The 20266-nt window shown below is 65.8% G+C and carries 16 protein-coding genes; 9 read left to right on the top strand and 7 right to left on the bottom strand.

All coding sequences use genetic code 11. The features are described 5' to 3' along the window. The first annotated feature begins 62 nt into the window (after window positions 1-62). From acnD to G7Y85_RS14695, 4 genes are all read left to right on the top strand, one after another. Entirely contained in the window at window positions 63-2663 is a 2601-nt protein-coding gene (acnD, locus tag G7Y85_RS14710; protein WP_166258674.1) for a Fe/S-dependent 2-methylisocitrate dehydratase AcnD, read from the top strand. 110 nt (window positions 2664-2773) lie between these two features. Further along, window positions 2774-3223, top strand: a complete 450-nt coding sequence (locus tag G7Y85_RS14705; protein ID WP_166258671.1) for an SRPBCC family protein — start codon at window positions 2774-2776, stop codon at window positions 3221-3223. Window positions 3224-3252: 29 nt separating this feature from the next. Further along, window positions 3253-4452 carry a 2-methylaconitate cis-trans isomerase PrpF gene (gene prpF, locus G7Y85_RS14700; protein ID WP_166258668.1) on the top strand — a complete coding sequence of 400 codons (1200 nt, stop codon included), beginning with the start codon at window positions 3253-3255 and terminating at the stop codon, window positions 4450-4452. A 281-nt stretch (window positions 4453-4733) separates the two neighbouring features. Then, window positions 4734-5066, top strand: coding sequence for a hypothetical protein (locus G7Y85_RS14695; RefSeq protein ID WP_166258665.1), 333 nt, complete (start codon window positions 4734-4736; stop codon window positions 5064-5066). Window positions 5067-5107: 41 nt separating this feature from the next. Here G7Y85_RS14695 and G7Y85_RS14690 read toward each other — a convergent pair whose 3' ends face one another. From G7Y85_RS14690 to G7Y85_RS14670, 5 genes are all read right to left on the bottom strand, one after another. Continuing rightward, window positions 5108-6643, bottom strand: a complete 1536-nt coding sequence (locus tag G7Y85_RS14690) for an FAD-dependent monooxygenase (protein WP_166258662.1) — start codon at window positions 6641-6643, stop codon at window positions 5108-5110. Window positions 6644-7021: 378 nt separating this feature from the next. Continuing rightward, the gene (locus tag G7Y85_RS14685; RefSeq protein ID WP_166258659.1) at window positions 7022-8080 is read right to left on the bottom strand and encodes a Fic family protein; all 1059 of its coding nucleotides are present in this window, start codon (window positions 8078-8080) and stop codon (window positions 7022-7024) included. 398 nt (window positions 8081-8478) lie between these two features. Continuing rightward, window positions 8479-10098 (bottom strand): FAD-dependent oxidoreductase, encoded by a 1620-nt coding sequence (locus G7Y85_RS14680; RefSeq protein WP_166258656.1) that lies wholly within the window; start codon window positions 10096-10098, stop codon window positions 8479-8481. A 120-nt stretch (window positions 10099-10218) separates the two neighbouring features. Continuing rightward, window positions 10219-10983, bottom strand: a complete 765-nt coding sequence (locus G7Y85_RS14675) for a DUF899 domain-containing protein (RefSeq protein WP_166258653.1) — start codon at window positions 10981-10983, stop codon at window positions 10219-10221. A gap of 57 nt (window positions 10984-11040) precedes the next feature. Then, window positions 11041-11700 carry a glutathione S-transferase family protein gene (locus G7Y85_RS14670; protein WP_166258650.1) on the bottom strand — a complete coding sequence of 220 codons (660 nt, stop codon included), beginning with the start codon at window positions 11698-11700 and terminating at the stop codon, window positions 11041-11043. Between the two features lie 110 nt (window positions 11701-11810). Here G7Y85_RS14670 and G7Y85_RS14665 point away from each other — a divergent pair, with 110 nt between their 5' ends. Next, complete coding sequence (locus tag G7Y85_RS14665) at window positions 11811-13031, top strand: helix-turn-helix domain-containing protein (RefSeq protein WP_166258647.1); 1221 nt, start codon at window positions 11811-11813, stop codon at window positions 13029-13031. Window positions 13032-13067: 36 nt separating this feature from the next. Then, complete coding sequence (locus G7Y85_RS14660) at window positions 13068-13709, top strand: NHL repeat-containing protein (RefSeq protein ID WP_166258644.1); 642 nt, start codon at window positions 13068-13070, stop codon at window positions 13707-13709. 15 nt (window positions 13710-13724) lie between these two features. On the opposite strand, the gene G7Y85_RS14655 is transcribed toward G7Y85_RS14660, so the two are convergent. Next, window positions 13725-14870 (bottom strand): sulfotransferase family protein, encoded by a 1146-nt coding sequence (locus G7Y85_RS14655; RefSeq protein ID WP_166258641.1) that lies wholly within the window; start codon window positions 14868-14870, stop codon window positions 13725-13727. 278 nt (window positions 14871-15148) lie between these two features. Here G7Y85_RS14655 and G7Y85_RS14650 point away from each other — a divergent pair, with 278 nt between their 5' ends. After that, window positions 15149-16543 (top strand): TAXI family TRAP transporter solute-binding subunit, encoded by a 1395-nt coding sequence (locus G7Y85_RS14650; RefSeq protein WP_366514977.1) that lies wholly within the window; start codon window positions 15149-15151, stop codon window positions 16541-16543. A 211-nt stretch (window positions 16544-16754) separates the two neighbouring features. On the opposite strand, the gene G7Y85_RS14645 is transcribed toward G7Y85_RS14650, so the two are convergent. Continuing rightward, on the bottom strand, window positions 16755-17285 hold the full coding sequence (locus G7Y85_RS14645) for a methylated-DNA--[protein]-cysteine S-methyltransferase (RefSeq protein WP_166258902.1): 531 nt from the start codon (window positions 17283-17285) through the stop codon (window positions 16755-16757). A 229-nt stretch (window positions 17286-17514) separates the two neighbouring features. Between G7Y85_RS14645 and G7Y85_RS14640 the strand changes: the two genes are divergently transcribed. Together G7Y85_RS14640 and G7Y85_RS14635 are read left to right on the top strand one after the other, a co-directional pair. Further along, window positions 17515-18924 carry an alkaline phosphatase family protein gene (locus tag G7Y85_RS14640; RefSeq protein WP_166258638.1) on the top strand — a complete coding sequence of 470 codons (1410 nt, stop codon included), beginning with the start codon at window positions 17515-17517 and terminating at the stop codon, window positions 18922-18924. Window positions 18925-18958: 34 nt separating this feature from the next. Continuing rightward, entirely contained in the window at window positions 18959-20200 is a 1242-nt protein-coding gene (locus G7Y85_RS14635; RefSeq protein WP_166258635.1) for an alkaline phosphatase family protein, read from the top strand. Window positions 20201-20266 lie beyond the last annotated feature (66 nt).

Raw genomic sequence — 20266 nt, 5'->3', positions numbered from 1 at the left:
AGACGCCGAGCGTTGATAGATCCTTCATTTTCTTCTGCTATTGCCAGCATTCGGTGCAAGCCATGACCAACACCGCCTACCGCAAGAACCTCCCGGGCACCAAGCTCGACTACTTCGATGCGCGCGCCGCTGTCGATGCCATCAAGCCAGGCGCCTGGGCGACGCTGCCCTACACGGCGCGCGTGCACGCCGAAAACCTCGTGCGCAAGGCCGAGCCCGAGAGGCTGAACGCGTATCTCGGTCAGTTGATCGAGCGCAAGCGCGACCTCGATTTTCCGTGGTTTCCGGTGCGCGTCGTGTGTCACGACATTCTCGGCCAGACCGCGCTGGTCGATCTCGCCGGCCTGCGTGATGCGATCGCCGACATGGGCGGCGATCCGGCGAAAGTGAACCCCGTCGTGCCGGTGCAGCTGATCGTCGATCACTCGCTGGCCGTCGAGCACGGCGGTTTCGAGAAGGACGCGTTCGCGAAGAATCGCGCGGTCGAGGATCGTCGCAATGACGATCGCTTTCATTTCATCAACTGGACAAAGGAGGCGTTCCGCAACATCGACGTCATCCCGCCCGGCAACGGCATCATGCATCAGATCAATCTGGAGCGGATGTCGCCGGTGATCTACACCCAGGACGGCGTCGCGTTTCCGGACACCTGCGTCGGCACCGATTCGCATACGCCGCATGTCGACGCGCTCGGCGTCATCGCCATCGGCGTCGGCGGCCTTGAAGCCGAGAACGTCATGCTCGGTCGCGCGTCGTGGATGCGCCTGCCGGACATCACCGGCGTGGAACTCTCCGGCAAGCCGCAGCCCGGCATCACGGCAACCGACGTGGTGCTGGCGCTGACCGAGTTCCTGCGCAAGGAAAAGGTGGTGGGTCACTACCTCGAGTTCTACGGTGACGGCGCTGCGGCGCTGACGCTCGGCGACCGCGCGACGATTTCCAACATGGCACCGGAATACGGCGCGACCGCGGCGATGTTCTTCATCGACCAGAACACGCTCGACTATCTGACGCTGACCGGCCGCGACGCCGAGCAGGTCAGGCTGGTCGAGACCTATGCGAAGCAGACCGGCCTGTGGGCCGATGCGCTGAAGACGGCGCAGTACGAGCGCACGCTGAAGTTCGACCTGTCGACCGTGGTGCGCAACATGGCCGGCCCGTCAAATCCGCACAAGCGTCTGCCGACCTCGGCGCTCGCCGAGCGTGGCATCGCCGCGCCGTGGCAGCTGCCGGCCGACGGCAAGATGCCGGACGGCGCCGTCATCATCGCCGCGATCACCAGCTGCACGAACACGTCCAATCCGCGCAACGTCATCGCCGCCGGCCTGCTCGCACGCAACGCCAACGCCAGGGGCCTGACGCGCAAGCCCTGGGTGAAGTCGTCGCTGGCGCCGGGCTCGAAGGCGGTGCAGCTGTATCTGGAAGAAGCCAAGCTGCTGCCGGAGCTCGAACAGCTCGGCTTCGGCATCGTCGCGTTCGCCTGCACGACCTGCAACGGCATGTCCGGCGCGCTCGATCCGAAGATCCAGCAGGAGATCATCGAGCGCGATCTGTATGCGACGGCCGTGCTGTCCGGCAATCGCAACTTCGACGGCCGCATCCATCCGTACGCCAAGCAGGCCTTCCTGGCTTCGCCGCCGCTGGTCGTCGCCTACGCGATCGCCGGTACCGTGCGCTTCGACATCGAGAAGGACGCACTAGGGCTCGACCAGGACGGCAAGCCCGTTACGCTCAAGGACATCTGGCCGAGCGACGAGGAAATCGACGCCGTCATCAAGCAGAGCGTCAAGCCGGAAATGTTCCGCAAGGTCTACGATCCGATGTTCACCTTCAAGATCGTCGAAGGCGAGAAGATCAGCCCGCTCTACAACTGGCGTCCGCAGAGCACCTACATCCGCCGTCCGCCGTACTGGGAAGGCGCACTGGCCGGCGAGCGCACGCTCAAGGGCCTGCGCCCGCTCGCCGTGCTGCCGGACAACATCACCACCGATCACCTGTCGCCGTCGAACGCGATCATGATGAACAGCGCCGCCGGCGAATACCTGCACAAGATGGGCCTGCCGGAAGAGGACTTCAATTCGTACGCGACGCATCGCGGCGATCACCTCACCGCGCAGCGCGCGACCTTCGCCAACCCGCAGCTCGTCAACGAGATGGCGGTGGTCGACGGCCAGGTCAAGAAGGGCTCGCTGGCGCGTATCGAACCGGAAGGCAAGGTCGTGCGCATGTGGGAAGCGATCGAGACCTACATGGAACGCAAGCAGCCGCTGATCATCATCGCCGGCGCCGACTACGGTCAGGGCAGCTCGCGCGATTGGGCGGCCAAGGGCGTGCGTCTTGCCGGCGTCGAGGCGATCGTCGCCGAGGGCTTCGAGCGCATCCACCGCACCAACCTGATCGGCATGGGCACGCTGCCGCTGGAGTTCAAGCCGGGCACGACGCGCCTGAGCCTGGGCATCGACGGCACCGAAACCTTCGACGTCGTCGGTGCGCGCAAGCCGCGTGCGACGCTGACGCTGGTGATCCACCGCAAGAACGGCGAAACCGTCGAAGTGCCGGTGACCTGCCGTCTTGATTCGGACGAGGAAGTGTCGGTCTACGAGGCCGGCGGCGTGCTGCAGCGCTTTGCGATGGACTTTCTCGCGTCGACGAAGGCGGCCTGAGCGAAACCGGCATGACGTCGATGTCGAATTCTCCGCGGCCCATTCGTCGCGTCATCAGAGGGCGGCACATGGTGTGTCGCCCCTTGATGAGCTGTCACAGGAGATAAGTCATGCCCGGAACCGTCCGTCTGCACCGCGTCCTCAAAGCGCCGGCCGCGCGCATCTACAAAGCCTTCCTTGATCCGCAGGCGATGGTGAAGTGGCTGCCGCCGCACGGCTTCACCGGGCAGGTGCATGAAATGGATGCGCGTGTCGGCGGCGGCTACAAGATGTCGTTCACCAACTTCGGCACCGGCAGCAGCCATTCGTTCGGCGGCACCTATCTCGAACTGAAGCCCGGCGAGCGCCTGCGCTACGAAGACCGTTTCGACGATCCGAACATGCCGGGCACGATGCAGGTCACGGTCTCACTGAAGACCGTTGCCTGCGGCACCGAGATCGAGATCGTCCAGGAAGGCATTCCCGACATGATCCCGACCGAGTTCTGTTACCTCGGTTGGCAGGAGTCGCTGAGCCTGCTCGCGAACGTTGTCGAACCCGATATTCCAGACGGCGCCTGATCGCACGCGCCTCCACACCCGAGACCTTCATGAGCGCCACCAAGCCGCACGTTCCGCAGATCAAAGTTCCCGCCACCTACATGCGCGGCGGCACCAGCAAAGGCGTTTTCTTCAGGCTCGACGATCTGCCGGAGCGCTGCCGCGAGCCGGGCGAGGCGCGCGACAAGTTCCTGCTGCGCGTGATCGGCTCGCCCGATCCGTACGGCGCGCAGATCGACGGCATGGGCGGCGCGACCTCATCGACGAGCAAGACCGTGATCCTGTCGAAGAGCACCAAGGCCGATCACGACGTCGATTACCGCTTCGGTCAGGTGTCGATCGACAAACCCTTCGTCGACTGGTCCGGCAACTGCGGCAATCTCACCGCGGCAGTCGGTTCGTTCGCGATCAGCAACGGTCTGATCGACGCGGCGCGCATTCCGAAGGACGGCGTCTGCACGGTGCGCATCTGGCAGACGCAGATCAACAAGACCATCATCGCCCACGTGCCGATGACGAACGGCGCCGTGCAGGAAACCGGCGACTTCGAACTCGACGGCGTGACCTTCCCGGCCGCGGAAGTGCAGATCGAATTTCTTGATCCGGCCGATGACGGCGACGAGGGCGGCTCGATGTTTCCGACCGGCAACCTGGTCGATGATCTCGAAGTGCCCGGCATCGGCACGCTGAAGGCGACGATGATCAATGCCGGCATCCCGACCGTGTTCATCAACGCGGAGGAAGTCGGCTACACCGGTACCGAGTTGCGCGACGCAATCAACAGCGATGCCAGGGCGCTGGCGAAGTTCGAGACCATCCGCGCCTGCGGCGCGCTGCGCATGGGCCTGATCAAGGACGTCTCAGAAGCGGCCAAGCGCCAGCACACGCCCAAGGTGGCGTTCGTCGCGGCCCCGAAGGACTACGTCTCGTCGAGCGGAAAAAACATCAAGGCCGACGAGATTGATCTGAACGTGCGGGCGCTGTCGATGGGCAAGCTGCATCACGCGATGATGGGCACCGCGGCCGTCGCGATCGGCACTGCCGCCGCGATTCCCGGCACGCTCGTCAATCTCGCCGTCGGTGGCGGTGCGCGCGAAGCCGTGCGCTTCGGCCACCCATCCGGAAGCCTGCGCGTCGGCGCCGCGGCGGTGCAAGAGAACGGCCAATGGGTCGTCAAGAAGGCGATCATGTCACGCAGCGCGCGCGTGCTGATGGAAGGCTTCGTTCGCGTTCCGGGCGATGCGTTCTGAGAGCGTCTGAGAAAGTGATGCCCTCTCCCCGTCGCAAAGCGATCGGGGAGAGGGTTAGGTGAGGGGGTGTTCAACTCGCCGAGGTGCTCGATCCAGCAACCCCCTCTCCCCTCCAAGAGGAGAGAGGGGGCTTCATTTTGATATGCGCTCTGAGCGTTTGCTGATCTGAGTGACGCGCCTCATCCAACTTCGTCTGACCATTCGTGGGGTGGGCAAAGTGCGGCGTGCCCGCGCGGCATTCTGCTCGTTCGATCCGGATGCTTGAGCGTTAAAATTCAACCATGAAAATTGAAAGAAGCGTTCACGAATCCTTTTGCAGCGTATACGCCGATGCGGTTGTACGTTTCATCGTCAGCGGCGCCAATGAAGACGTGTCGTTCGATGCGAAGGCGCAGTGCTTTGTGTCGAAGCCGGTCGACGAGGGCACACCGCCAGCCAGCTGTGAATGGTGGGTGGGCGATGACTGGCCCACGTTCGTTGGTCCCTTGCCGTGCCCGACCGATCTCGCGCAGCCGAAGTTCTCCGAAGCGGTGCTGAGGGACGCCATCATTCACGCGCTCAAGAAATCCGCAACCGGCAAGCGCATGAGCCAGATCCTCGCCGGGCTGGACTGAGCCGGCCGGGCATTTTCAGTGCCGCACAGGCAGACCCGTACTCACACACCTGTCTCGGGTTCACCAAACCATCGCGCTGCGGCCTGAGACACAGCCTCGAGTGCAGGCGTGGCTTCGTCGGCCCAGGCCACGAAGCCGTCCGGGCGCACCAGCAGCGCGCTCAAGCCCAGATTGTCCTTGGCGTCGCTGGCGACATACGTGATCCAATTGCTCCAGCGGCGCGCCAGCGTTCGCAGCGGCGCAGCACCATCAAAGTCCAGAAGCAGGCCTTTGCCGTCGCGCAGCAGCGCGCCGAGCGTGCCGCCGTCGGACAGCTCGAAATCGGGTGCGCTGCGGCCCACCAGCGGGTGATGGCCGCCGAGATCGTAGCGAAGCGAAACGCCCCATACGCGTTCGGCGAAGTAGGTCGCACCATCGCGCGTGTCGATGAGATCGCGAATGATCGCTTCTAGCGCACGCGTGCTGCGGCTCGGTCGCATCAGCGCGACCTGCGCACGCGACCAGTCCAGAACCTGCGCGCCGGCCGGATGCCGTTCGGCGGTGTAGCTGTCGAGCAGCCCGGCGGGCGCATCGCCGCGGATCGTCGCCGCCAGCTTCCACCCGAGATTCACTGCATCGCCGAGACCCAGATTGAGGCCTTGCCCGCCCAGCGGCGAATGGAGGTGCGCAGCATCGCCGGCGAGCAGCACGCGCCCTCGGCGATAAGTCGTTGCTTGAAACGCGCGATCTGTCCAGGTGGTTGCGAGCTCAAGCGCCGTCACCGTGACGTCGGTGTTCGAGACTCGGCGCAATACCGTCTGCACGTGATCAAGCGTGATCGCCCGGCTTCGGTGGAAGACTCCGCCGTCGAAGTCGACCATCGTGACGGTTCCGGGCGGCTGGTAGGTATACACGCCGGTCGACGTGTAGTGGCGACCCGGTTTGAGCTGGTCCGCATCGGTCATCTCGACCTGGACGGAGTAGCCGGTGAATTCGGGATCGGTACCGACGAACTCGAAGCCGCCGGCCTTGCGTACGGTGCTGTGCCCGCCGTCACAACCAACGAGCCACAGCGCGTGAAGTGTTTCGCCACCGGCGCGAACGCTCACGCCGTCCGCCGATGCCTTGAAGCCTTCGACACCGCAGCCGCGCCTGATCTCGACACCCATCGCGACTGCGCGCGCGGCCAATGCCGATTCGAGAACCTCCATCTCGACCGCCAAGCTGGTGCCGGCCGGACTCGGCAGGCGATACCGCCACTTCGAGCTGTCGATATCGTCCTGAAAGAACTGGATGCCGGCGAAATGGCCGCCGGGGCGACGCGACTGTTGCATCCAGTGAGGAATACTCGCCGCCCCGCCACCCGAACCGGCGTTCGCGCCACGCGGCGCCGCGATCTTGTCCAGCAGTCCGCGACGGTGGAAAGCTTCGAGGGTCGGAGCCGACAGACCACGCAAGCCAAACGGTAGACGCTTCAAGGGAGAACGCGGGTCTTCGACCTGCTCCAGCACGATCGGTGAGAGGCCCGCGAGGCGCAACTCACAAGCGAGAAACAAGCCGACCGGGCCGGCACCGGCAATGACGACATCGTAGATCACAGAGCTGCTCCAAAAAGGGGTTCATCGGAGCAGCGTGTCGAAGCACGACGACCCTCGGACGAACCCAGAACGCAAAAGCGCCGGGAACGTCGAGGTATCTCATTGCGGGAAGCAAGGATAAGAGCTTCCATTTCTGGAAGGGCTTGGGCCTACCAATAACCAAGCCTGCCTTTTTCGACGGCGGGAAATTAGCACTCAAGAGGCGGGCCGCACAACGTTCTTGCCTCTGCTCTTCTGGATGCGCCGGCTATGACCGACGGTGCTCGTCGCGGACTGCGACGCCGGAGTGGATCGTCTTCGCTTTTGGCTGGCCTGGCCTTAGCCAACCGGCATGCTCCAGTTTCCGGTCGATCTGCTGCCGGGCCTTGGTTTCTGGCGTCATGGGCGAACCTCCCCTGTTTGCTCCCACTTGGCAGAACGGCCTTTGCCCGTGGGCGTGATCAGCCCTTCGGCTTTCATGGCGCGCAAGACGACGCGGACCATGTCGCGGCTGATGCCGGGGCAGGCTTCTTCGATTTCGGAAATCGAGAACGGCAGGTTTCGCTTGAGGATTTCGGCGCGCACACGATCACCTTTGGCGCCGCGGCCGCGTTCGATGGTGCCGACACGTTCCTCGAATTCCTTGTAGGCCCGCAGCAGTGCCCCCCAGAAATAGTCGAGCCACGGGGCAATGTTGTGGTCGCCTTCATGCCAGCCTTGCGAGCTGGCCTCCAGCGTTTCGTAGTAGCTCTCTTTCGATTCTTCGAAAATGCGTTCCAGGCTGATGAAGCGGCCCACCGCGTAGTCGAAGTGGTAGAGCAATTGCAGGGTCAGCAGCCGCGCCATGCGACCGTTGCCATCCGGGAAGGGATGGATGCAGAGAAAATCGAGAATGACCAGTGGCACCAGTACTAGCGGGTCGGCCAAATGCTCGTCCAGCGCCTTGCGGTAACGCGCAATCAGGTCGGCCATCGCCATGGGTGTGAGATGTGCTGCGACCGGGCGAAAGCGAATGCGTGCGTTGCCATCGGGATGGCGCTCGATGATGTCGTTGTTGGTTGCTTTCCAATGCCCGCCTGGCTGCGGCATGTAGCGATACAAAATGCCGTGGAGCTGCAGAATGGTGCCCTCTGAAAACGGCATCTGTTCGCCGCTTTCATGGATCAGGCCCAGTGCATCGCGGTAGCCTGCCACCTCTTGCTCGGAGCGGCTTTGCGGTGTGGCGTTTTTGAGCACCAGCGATTTCAGCCGGTGCGCCGCCACCACCACACCCTCCAGGCGGTTGGATGATTCGGTGGACTCCACCACAGCCACTTGCCGCAAGTCGCTCAACACCTCAGGCGACTGGGCCACGTACAGCTGCTGCTTGCCCCGGTACTCACCCAGCGCGCGTAGCGTCGCCAGCTGCCGGGCATCAAAGCGCAGCTTGGCGAGGTAGTCGGGCAGGAGTGACTGCATGGATGATTGCTGGGTTGTAAACGGGGTAATCGTACTCTTAATTGGGGTAAATGAGCATTCCATTACCCCTATAAAAGGGGAACTACCCTATTTGGCACCGCGTGGCTTCTTGATCATTTACCGCGTGCGGTGGCGTCATTCGTCAACCCGGAGCCTGCTACGCCCACTCGGTCCACCGCCGTCTACACCTACCTTCAGCGCAGGTCGGCGGTGATCATCCGATGAATGTCGGCTAACAGAAAGCCAGGCTGGTGATCTCGACTTTCCGCTTCGGGCTGATCTGAGTCCTTAGACTCTGATGCATCACACGGGCTGCTTCCGCTTCGTGCCAGAAGCGAGTCTTCATGGTGCTATCGAATTCTCCGGTGCGAGCCCCATCGCTCGCTTCAGCGCCTCTCTCAGCGCCCATTGAGATACCCCCAAACCTTCGAAATTACCACCGAGCCTTCGCCGACGGCCGAGGCGACGCGTTTGACGGAGCCGTCTCGCACATCGCCGACCGCGAAGATGCCGGGCTGCGAGGTGGCGTAGGGCGAGTCGGCGCCGACGGCGGCGCCGGTCAGGACGAAGCCGTTGGGGTCGAGCTGGACGAGTCCGGAGAGCCAGGCGGTGTTGGGCGCGGCGCCAACCATGACGAACAGCGCGCAGGTCGGGAGCGTGCGGTTCGCTTTGTCCGCATGGTTCTGGATCGTGACGGCTTCGAGCTTGTCGGTGCCGTGGAGCGCGGTGATCTCGGCGTTGTATTCGATCGAGATCGCGGGGTCTGCTTCGAGGCGGCTCGATAAATAACTCGACATCGACGACGCCAGCGATCCGCCGCGGACCAGCACGCGAACATGCTTCGCCGCGCGGCTCAGGAACATGGCGGCCTGACCGGCCGAGTTGCCACCGCCGATGATGATGGCCTCGGCATTCCGGCAATAGCGGGCCTCGCTTTCGGTGGCGGCGTAGTACACGCCTGCGCCTTCGAACTCGGCAAGCCCCTCGATCGGCAGACGTCGGTATTGAACGCCGGTCGCGACGACGACCGCGCCGGCGAGCAGGCGGTGTCCGTCGTCGAACGACGCGCAGAAGCGCCCGTCGTCCTGCCGGTCGAGTTTCACGACGCGGCGCGGCATCAGGAAGCGGGTGCCGAACTTCATCGCCTGGATTTCGCCGCGCCAGACGAGGTCGGCGCCGGAGATGCCCGTCGGAAAGCCCATGTAGTTTTCGATGCGGCTGGACGTGCCGGCTTGTCCGCCGATGGCGGTGTCTTCGACGACAAGTGCGCTCAAGCCTTCCGCGCCGGCGTACACCGCGGCCGCCACGCCGGCCGGACCGCCGCCGACGATCAGCACGTCGAAGGGCTCCTCGTCGGCGAGGTCGTAGTTGACGCCGAGCAGGCGCGCGACCTTGTCCGGCGTCGGGTCTGCGATCACCAGATGACGGCCGAAGATGACGGCGGGCCGGTCCGGAGAAATCGCACAGCTCGTCGCCACGCGTCGCGCCTCGTCACTGCCCGCGGCACAGGAGGCGTAGGGCAGACGATTGCGGCTCGCGAATTCGGCGATCCTGCGCACGGCGCGGTCGTCGTCCTCGCCGATCAGCACCAGCGTGCCGTCGCGTGTATCGAGTTGGCGTCGCCGTCTGGCCGCGAACACGGTGATGATGATGTCCGACATCTCGGGGATCTCGGACATCAGACGCAACATGGCTGGCCGCGGCACTTCGAGCACGCGGGTATCGCGAACGGCGCGCATGGCCATCGACCAGGTGCCGCCGTTGAGAAAGGAAATCTCGCCCATGAATTGCGTGGGCCCCAACGTGGACGCCAGATGACGTTCGCCGGACCACGCATTCACGACCTCGATTTCGCCGTCCTCGACGTAGACGAAGCGTTCGACCGGATCGCCGGGCTGCACGATGAACGCGCCCGCCGCATAGGTCGCGAGCGCGCCGTGCGCGCGCATCGCGGCGACATGCGATGCCGCCAGCGGTACACGCTGCATCTCGCGCAGGTCGCGGCCGATGGTCTCCACTGCGTTCTCCCGTCATGGCGTTGGCGCGCCGAGATGCGTGCCTCGCGCAGCATAAAGCAGCCGGCCGCCGATGCGCCGCGGCTGGCGGAAGGGCGCGCGCGCCGGGCCTGCCGACGCGCATCAGCCCCGTGCGTACTCGTCGTTGCGTCGCCACCAGGTGCCGGTTTCGTTGCGGCCCAGTGGCGCGCGATCGAGCCACTGGTACATGCCCCAGAGGCCGTCGAGGCCGCGTGCGTAGGTCGAGTAGGCGTGATAGACGACACCGGCCTCGAGCACGAAGCTGCTCATGCCCGGTCGGTCGCGCGCGTAGGTGAGGGTGTCGGTGCCGCAGCTCGCCGCGAAGCCGGCGACGGGTGGTGGCGGTGCACCTTCGGCGATCGGATGTCCGCCTTTGCGGTAGTTGTATTCGATGCCGCCGGCGCGCTGCTGCGCTTCGGTCACGGAAACATTGAAGTCGTAGTTGAACGCGCCGCCGTGCGAAGACGCCCACGGGAATGACCAGCCAAGCCGTTGCTTGTAGGCCCGCAATTTCGCGAGCGGCGCGCGCGACACTGCCATCAGCGTCACGTCATGGTTGGCGAGGTGAACGGCGAAGCCGTCGAAGCCGTCGGCGATCGCCGAGCACGACGGGCAGCCGGCCTGGTAGTCCGGGCCGAACATGAAGTGATAGACGAGCAGCTGCGAGCGGCCGGCAAACAGATCGGCGAGTGTGGCGCTGCCCTGTTCGGTGTCGAAGCGATAGTCCTTGTCGACCCGCACCCAGGGCAGCGCCTGACGCCGCGCGGCAAGCGCGTCGCTGCGACGGGTCAGCTCCTTTTCGGCTTCGAGCAGTTCGAGGCGCGCTTCTAGCCATTGCGCGCGCGTGGCGGTGGGATGTGATGGCATATCGGTCTCCGGAAGGATGTCGCCCGGCATCGCCGGGCGGACATGGAAAGGGTGCGATCAGGCCGCGATCGGCGTGTTGCGGGCGTAGTCGGCCATCTGCTCTGCGAGTGCGGCGCGGAATGCCGGCCGTGCTTCGCAGCGTTTGACATAGGCATCCAGTACCGGAAAGCCGGCGACCAACTCGGCATGCCGTGCCAGCCGCAAGGTCGTCGTCATCAGGATGTCGGCGGCGGTGAAGCTGCCGAGCAGATGGTCGCGACCCTGCAGATGACCGGCGAGCACGCCGAGGCGTGCCTTCACGGCGTCGACCACGACGGGACGACGCATCGCAGCCCAGGGCTCGTTGCCGTACAGCAGGTCGGTTTCCAGCAGGTTCTGGATCGGCGGCTCGACGGTGTTGAGCGCGGCGAACATCCAGGTCAGCACCTCGGCGCGCGCCGATGCGTCGGCCGGCATCAGCGCCGCGCAGTCGGACGCGATGTGATGGACGATGGCGCCGGACTCGAACAACTGCAGGCCGTCGGCTTCGAACGCCGGCACCATGCCGAACGGCTGGCGCTGCCGATACGGCGCCGCGGTCCTTTCCTCGAAACCGATCAGCTGCACCTCGTACGAACGGCCGGCCTCGATCAGCGCCCAGCGCACGCGCAGATCGCGAACCAGTCCCTGTGCGAAATCCGGAGCCCAGCGGAAGCCCCATACCGAAATCCTGCTCATTGCCTTGCTCTCCATGACGGCCGGCGACGCGCCGGGCATGGGCTAAATTAGTGACGGGCACGGCGAGGGTGGGAGTGACAAGTGTGGCGCGATTCGCTTGAGTGCTGGCGATGGATTCGCTGATCACGGCGGCGGCACGCGCGCTGGCGGTCGGCGATCCGCTCGGCGCGCTGAAGTGCGTGGCGCTGCGTGAGGACGCGCCGGCGCTGGCGCTGCGCGGCATCGCCATGGCACAGCTTGGTGACTTCGGACGGGCACGCGAACTCGTGCGCCGCGCCGGTCGCGCGTTCGGCGCGAGGGAGGCGGTGGCACGGGCGCGCTGCGTGGTGGCCGAAGCGGAAATCGCGCTCGCCGCGCGTGAACTCGGCGGTGGCGAACCGCCGCTCGACGCCGCCGGTGACGTGCTCGCCGCGCACGGCGATGCCCGCAATGCCGCGCACGCGCGCTACCTGGCGATTCGCCGCCTGCTGCTGATCGGGCGCCTGAACGAGGCGCAGCAGCGGCTGGCGACGCTCGACGCCGATACGCAGCCGCCGCCGCTGCGTGCGATCCATGAACTGATCGCCGCCGGTCTGGCGATCCGCCAGCTGCAGACGCGGATCGCGCAGGCGGCACTGGTGCGCGCCGCACAGGCCGCACGGCAAGCGCGTATCCCGGCGCTGATCGGCGAGATCGACGCTGCGCGGCAGATGCTCGCAGCACCCGCGGCGCGCCTGCTGGTGCAGGGCGCGTCGCGGCTGCTGCGGCTCGACGAAGTCGAAGCGCTGTTCGCATCCGGCGTCCTGGTGGTCGATGCCTGCCGCCATGTCGTGCGGTGCGGCGCGACGCAGGTATCGCTCGCCAGCCGTCCGGTCCTGTTCACGCTGGCACGCGTGCTGGGCGAAGCCTGGCCCGGCGATGTCTCGCGCGACGAACTGGTCGCCCGCGCGTTTCGCGCACGGCGCGCCGACGAGTCGTATCGCGCGCGTCTGCGCGTCGAGATCGGGCGCCTGCGCCGCGCCCTGCAGGACGTCGCCGACATCGCGGCGACCGAACGCGGTTTCGTCATCGAACCACGCTGCTCGCAGGAGCTGGTGGTGCTCGCGCAGCCGGGTGACGAGGCGCATGCCGCCGTGCTGGCGCTGCTCGCCGATGGCGAGGCCTGGGCCAGTTCGGCGCTGGCGCTGGCGCTCGGCAGCAGTCAGCGCACCACGCAGCGCGCGCTCGATGCGCTGGCGGCTGCCGGCAAGGTGCGCTCGTTCGGACGCGGTCGCGCGCGACGCTGGCTGATGCCGCCCTTGCCCGGATTCACGACAAGCTTGTTACTCCCGGCGCCGCTGCCGGGTGCGTAGTCTGTGCGGCAACACATCGTCGAACCGGAGTCGGACATGAAACGCAGCACGGCCGAAGTCATCAACGAGCAGAGCTTTGCCGACGTCACGCAGATCGGCGGCGTCAGCTATGACGGCGAGCGCGTCTGGATCGCCGTCGGCGAGCGGCTCGATGCGATCGATCCGGCCAGCGGCAGCAGGCTGCGCTCGCTGGCCGTGACCGCGCACGCCGGCACCGCCTACGACGGCAAGCACCTGTACCAGATCGCCGAGCAGTGCATTCGCAAGATCGATCCGCAAACCGGCGAGGTGCTGGCGACGATTCCGTCGCCCGGCGGCGGCGGCGATTCGGGCATGGCCTGGGCGGAAGGCTCGCTGTGGGTCGGCCAGCACCGCGAACGCAAGATCCACCAGATCGATCCGGACACCGGCAAGATCCTGCGCACGATCGAATCGAACCGCTTCGTCACCGGCGTCACCTGGGTCGACGGCGAACTCTGGCACGGCACCTGGGAAGGCGAGGAAAGCGAGCTGCGTCGCATCGATCCGCACAGCGGCGAAGTGTTCGAGGCGCTGAGCATGCCGGTCGGCACCGCCGTCTCCGGTCTGGAATCGGACGGCGGCGAGCGCTTCTTCTGCGGTGGCGGGCACAGCGGCAAGCTGCGCACGGTGCGGCGTCCACGACGCGCCGCGGCCTGAGGCCGGCGCAGCGTCTCAGTCCGCGGCGGGAATGCGGAAACGCTCGCAGTAATCCTTGAAGTGCTTGCGCACGCCGGCGGCGCTGAGGCCGAACGCTTCGAGCGAGTATTCGTGCTTGCCGAAACGGCCCTTGGGATTGGCGGCCATCATCTTCTGCATCGCGGCTTCGACCCCCGGCGTGAACGGCTCGTCGAAGCGCGCATAGACCTTGCGCATGGTGCCGATCGGATCGCGCATCTGCTCGTCGTACTGGATGTCGTGAATGGCGTCCTCGCCGTGCAGATCGCGATATGCGTTCTGACGCTCGATCATCAGATCGAAGGTCTCCAGCAGTTTCGCGGCAATGTCCTTCATGTCGACCCGGTCGCTGAACATCGGGCGCACCAGACGCAGCAGGCTGCAGGCCGAGCCGACCACCTCGACCGGATCGCGGTGCGTCATCACCAGCTGTGCGTCCGGATAGACCGTCGTCAGTGCATTGAGAAACAGCGGATGCCAGGGATTCTTCAGGGTCCAGCGGCCGCCGTTGTGCGCCTGCAGGACCTGCAGCAGCTGCTTGTGGAAGCGGAACGCCGGCAGGTAGTCGGCCTCGCGCAGGAACCACTGACCGTAGCTCGGCAGGTGCAGCGTCGAATCGAAGATCTGCGCGCAGAACGACAGCTGCATCGCGTACTGGCACTCCGACGGGCCGTCCGCTTCTTCCCAGTGCGCGGCGGCGATCTGCGGTGCCAGCTGCAGCATCATCGCCAGTTTCTGGCGCTCTGCGCCGCAGCGCAGATCGGTCTGCAGCTCGCCCTTCTTCGCCGGCGGCGCCGGGCTCAGCGCTTCCCAGCGCAGCAGGCAGCGGCGGCCGGGATCGGCACTCAGCAGATTGATCGTCAGCGTCGTTCCGGTGCGGGGCAGGCCGAACACGAACATCGGTTTTTCGATCGGACGCTCCAGCAGCTCCGGATGCTTTTTCATGTAATCGACCAGCCGCAGGCGGTTGCTCGCGATGCCGATCAGATTGCCCATCCAGCGCTGCGCGCCGGCCGGCGACAGCTGCGCTTCCTCGCTCGACGATTTGACCAGGCGTTCGAGCGCGTCGAGCGCGGCCGGATCGCCGAAGTCGCTGAGCTCGGTTGCCGCGGTGGCGGCGGCGATGATCTGCTGGGTTTGCATGGAAGACTCGGTGAGGGTGGGGCTCGAATCCCGCTGCGGTCGCAACCGGCTCCGGCCGCAGCGAACACCCCTGCGCGCTGCGCGGCGAGGGGCGTGCTGACGTTATCGGCGACCGCAGGACCTTTGGCAATCGAAATGCCGGCTTGCCGCGCGCGTCTTGTCCCGGCTTCGATGTTGTGTCCGGATTGCTTCATTGCCCGGCCGCTCGCCGCAGGGGCCGCTGGGCCGGCCGCGATTCTGGCAAGCTCTGCATCGAACGCGGAATCCGGAATGCGCCAGTGGCGGACGACGAAAACACCAGGAAGCTGAAAATCGAAAAGGCGCGCCGGCGCCTGCTGCGCCTGCGGCCGGTGTCGCTGGTGTCGTGGCGCGATGCGCTGGCGACGATCACGCCGATCGTCCTGCTCAGTGCCGCGGCGATCTTCTTCACCCTGCGCTTCGTGCGGCCGGCGCCGCCGCTGCACCTGACGATGGCCGGCGGTCCCGCCGGCAGCAATTTCGAAAAGGTGGCGGCGCGCTACCACGAGATTCTCGCGCGCAGCGGCATCGATCTGCAGATCGTGCCGTCGCACGGCTCCGCCGAGAATCTCGATCTGCTGGTCGACAACAAGGTCGACGTCGCGCTGGTGCAGGCCGGCGTCACGCGCAAGGACGGCACCGAGGATCTGGTGTCGCTCGGCACCATGTTCCGCCAGCCGGTGATGATCTTCTATCGCGCACCGCATCCGATCACCCTGCTGTCGCAGCTCGCCGGCCAGCGCATCGCCGTCGGTCATGCCGGCAGCGGCACACATACGCTGGCGATGGCGTTGCTCGACGCCAATGGCATCGAAGAAGGCGGCAACACGCAGTTCCTGGAGCTGGAAGGCGACGCGGCCAGCGCGGCGCTGCTCGCGCATCAGGTCGACGCCGTGTTCCTGTCGGGGGATTCGGCGAGCGTCAAGATCTTCCGCGAGCTGATGCATGCCGACGGCGTGCGCCTGTTCGACTTCACGCAGGGCGAGGCCTACGAACGGCGCTTCCGCTATCTCAACCGCTTCGAGCTGCCGCCCGGTTCGTTCGATCTCGGCGAGAACCTGCCGGACCATCGCATCACGATGATGGCGCCGACCGTCGAGCTGCTCGCGCATTCCGACCTGCATCCGGCCCTGTCGGACCTGCTCGTCGAGGCCGCGCAGGAAGTGCACGGCCGCGGGTCGCTGATGCAGAACCCGGGCGAGTTCCCGCACGCGCTCGAACACGACTATCCGATGAGCGAAGGCGCCGCGCGCTATTACAAGTCAGGCAAGAGCCTCGCATACCGCTATCTGCCGTTCTGGCTGGCCAGCCTCGTCAGTCGCGCCGCCGTCGTGCTGCTGCCGATCATCGTCGTGCTGATTCCGGGCATGCGCTTCGCGCCGTATCTCTACGGCTGGCGCATCCGGCGCCGCATCTACAAGCACTACGGCGAGCTGATGGCACTGGAGCGCGCCGTGCTCGAACCGATGACCGACGAGCAGCGCGCCGCACTGGTCGAGCAGCTCGACAAGATCGAGAAAGCCGTCGTCGGCATGAAGACGCCGGGCGCATTCGCCGATCAGGCCTATATCCTCAGGCGCCATATCCGCTTCGTGCGTGACAGCCTGACGGTGGGGCCGTCGGCGCCGGACGACGAGGTGACGGTGATGCGCTAGCGTCTGCCGCCGATACACGAGTGCGGCGTCGTCAGGCAGGCCGAAAGCCGACGAAGCCGTGCGGCGATGTCGGTTGACGGGACGTTGGCGGACCGCTTTGCCGAGGTGCGGCTCGTCATGATGCGGCGTCCGCCTCCGGGCGCAGACCCAGAGTGAGCGCATCAACCGACGGCTGGTGTTCGATCGCCGTGGTTCGGGCTTCGCACGTCATTCAGAACAGCGCGGCCTGTGGGGCCGCTGCGGCGTTTGCCGCGGCGGACGGCAGACGTCCTTCCAACGCCAGAAGAAAACGCTTGTTGGCGATGCCGCCGGCGAAACCGGTGAGGCTGCCGTCGCTGCCGATCACGCGATGGCAGGGCGCGATGATGGAGATCGGGTTGCGGCCGTTGGCGGCGCCGACCGCGCGTACCGCCTGCGGGATGCCGATCTGTGCGGCGATCTGCGCATAGCTGCGCGTCTGGCCATACGGAATCGTCAGCAGCGCAGCCCAGACGCGCTTCTGGAACGCCGTGCCGGCGAAATCGAGTGGCAGCTCGAACGCGGTACGGGTGCCGGCGAAGTACTCGCGAAGCTGCTGTTCGGCACGATTGAGCAGAGGGTGATCGGTGCGCGCAACGGTATCGCCGAGGCGCACGCGCGCTGCCGAATCCTGTGGCCACAGCACCGCGCGCAGGCCGGCATCAGTGCCGACCAGTTTCAGCACGCCGACCGGCGATGCGACGCTGTTGTGAACGAGTGTCAGTTCCGACTCCGCCGCAGGCAGCAAGCTTGCCGCGAACCAAGCTTAGCAAGCAGCCGTTCGCAGGGACATCCGCCGCTTGCGTTGCCGCGCTGCCTCGCATGGCAGCCGCCACGATCTCGCCCACTCCGGCCCGGTGTCCGCCCCGATTGGGAAAATTGCATCATGGCCGGAGCAGCTTGCACGACTGTCACATTCGAGGCCTAGCGTCGCGGCTTTTCGGAGAGTCGGCATGGCAGACCAAAGTCAGGGACCCATAGACCGTACCCGGCGCAAGGTGCTGGCGGGCATCGCGGCGACGGCGGGGGCGGCGGGATTGGCGGCTTGCGGCGGTTCGGGTGATGCCGAAACGGCGGCGGCGCAGAAGGCGCTGCCGGCCCCGGCGGATTCGGGCATCGATCACATCGTCGTCGTGATGATGGAAAACCGCTCCTTCGATCATTACTTCAGCTGGGCGCCCGGCGCGAACGTGCGGCCGGCGAACGTCAGGATGGCCGACAGCAACGGCACGATGTTCGGCCTGCGCGATCTGGCGCCGGATTACCAGAACTGCACGCTGGCCGATCCCTCGCACAGTTACGACGGCGGCCGCACGCAGTTCAACGACGGCAAGATGGACGGCTTCCTGCTGACGCAGCCGGCCGGCGACGATTTTCCGCTCGGCTACTACACCGCCGCCAGCCTGCCGTTCTACAAGGGCGTGGTCGAAAACTTCACACTCTGCGACCGCTATCACTGCGGCATCCTCGGCCCGACGCAGCCGAACCGCTATTACATGCACGCCGGCCAGACCAACAAGAAGGACAACAGCACCAACCACTTCGACCTGCCGACCGTCTGGGACGCGTTGCAGAGCGTCGGCCGCACCGGGCGTTACTACTACGGCGATCTCGCCGGCTGGGCGATGGTGTCGCTGGAGTTCTCCGGGCATAACCCGGGTGTCGGCAACATCCTGCCGTTCAGCCGCTTTCTCGATGACGCCGCCAGCGGCGATCTCGCCGACGTGACCTATGTCGATCCGGCCATGCTCGGCGAAGGCGCCGGCACTTCGAACGACGATCACCCGTTCGCCGACATCCGCTCCGGCCAGGTGCTGCTCAACAAGATCTACGACGCGCTGCGCAGCAGCCCGGTCTGGGACAAGACCCTGTTGATCATCAACTACGACGAATGGGGCGGTTTCTATGACCACGTCCCGCCGCCGCTCGCGCCGGTGACCTACGAGGAGTACAAGGCGACCGGCAACGACGGCCGCCTCGGCTTCCGCGTGCCGTGCATGGCGATCGGTCCGCGCGCGCGGCGCGGGCACATCGAAAAGCGCCTGTTCGATCCGAACTCCATTCTCAACATGATTGCCTGGCGTTTCGGCTTCGCGCCGCTCGGCGCGCGCGGCGCCACGTCGATGAATTTCGCCTACGCGCTGGATTTCGATTCGCCGCCGAACCCGACGGCGCCGGCATTCGACGTGCCGGACGACGGCAGCTACGGACAGGCCTGCTCGTCGCAGATGGACGCCGCCAAGGCGAGCATGACGCCGGAACACTATGCCGCCGTCGAGCAGCGCCATGCCGAGCACATCGAGGAATGGCAGTCGCTGATCGATGCCGCGCTGGCGGCCGGACTCAAGCCGTTTGCAACATGATCCATTCTTGCCGATCCGTCAGGACCTGAGCTCCATGCGCATCCTTTCCCTTGTTCGCACGCTGCCGCTGGTCGTCGCGCTGTTGCTGGCGGCCTGCGGTGGCGGCAGCGGCGACGCCAGTGGCGACGGCAAGCACATCGGCCATGTTTTCCTGATCGTCATGGAGAACAAGAGCTACGACCGCACGTTCGGTCCGGACAGCGGCGCACCGTATCTCGGTCAGCAGTTGCCGACCAGGGGCGTGCTGCTGCAGAACTACTACGCGACCGGCCATGCGAGCCTCGACAACTACGTCTCGATGATCAGCGGCCAGGCACCGAACGCGCTGACGCAGGCCGATTGCCCGAGCATGCTCGATACGTTCCTGATCGGCGTGGTCGTCGCCGGCCAGGTGCAGGGCACGGGCTGCGTGTACCCGAAGGATGTGCCGTCGATCGCCGATGAATTCCGCGATGCCGGCATCAGCTGGAAAGGCTACATGCAGGACATGGGCAACGATCCGGGCCGCTACGATCCGGCGCTCGCCGCGTCCGCGACGCGCCCGCAGGGGCCACGCACCTGCGGCCATGCACAGCTCAATCGCGCCGACAACACGCAGTCGGCGTCGGCGACCGATCAGTACGCGACGCGCCATGATCCGTTCATGTACTTCCACAGCATCATCGACGACCAGGAATACTGCGACGAGCACGTCGTCAATCTCGATGACGCCCTGGCCGACGATCTCAAGGCGATCGACACCACGCCGGCTTTCAGCTTCATCACGCCGAATCTCTGCGAGGACGGCCATGACGGCAATTGCGCGAACGGCGATGTCGGCGGTCTGACCGGCATCGACCGTTTCCTGCAGAAGTGGGTGCCGATCATCACGTCCTCGGCGGCGTTCAGGAAGGACGGTCTGCTGATCATCACCTACGACGAATCGACCAACAGCACCAGCAATCCCGGCGATGCCGATGCCTGCTGCGGCGAGAAGCCGAGTGCCTACCAGCTGCTGCTGCAACCGGGCATCGTCGGTCCGGGCGGCGGCCGCGTCGGCGCCGTGCTGATCTCGCGGTTCATCAAGCCGGGCACGGTTTCGACACAGGCCTACAACCACTACTCGCTGCTGCGCAGCATTGCCGACATCTTCGGGGTCGCCTATCTCGGTCACGCTGCCGACGGCGATGCCGCGAGCGGCACGGCCTGCGATCACGACAACCAGCCCTGCAGCTTCGGTGACGATGTCTACAGCGCCGCGATGCCGGAGTTTCCGGCGCGTCCGAATGGCAGCTGAGGCGACATCGAATCCCGGTGCCGGCGGCAGCGGGCGACCGGCGGCTGCAGTCGTCGGCCGGTTTGC

Source organism: Solimonas terrae (genome assembly GCF_011067135.1).
Classification (GTDB): Bacteria; Pseudomonadota; Gammaproteobacteria; order Nevskiales; family Nevskiaceae; genus Solimonas; species Solimonas terrae.
Note: the sequence above shows the minus strand (reverse complement) of the source record. Positions and strands in the feature narration are given on the sequence as shown.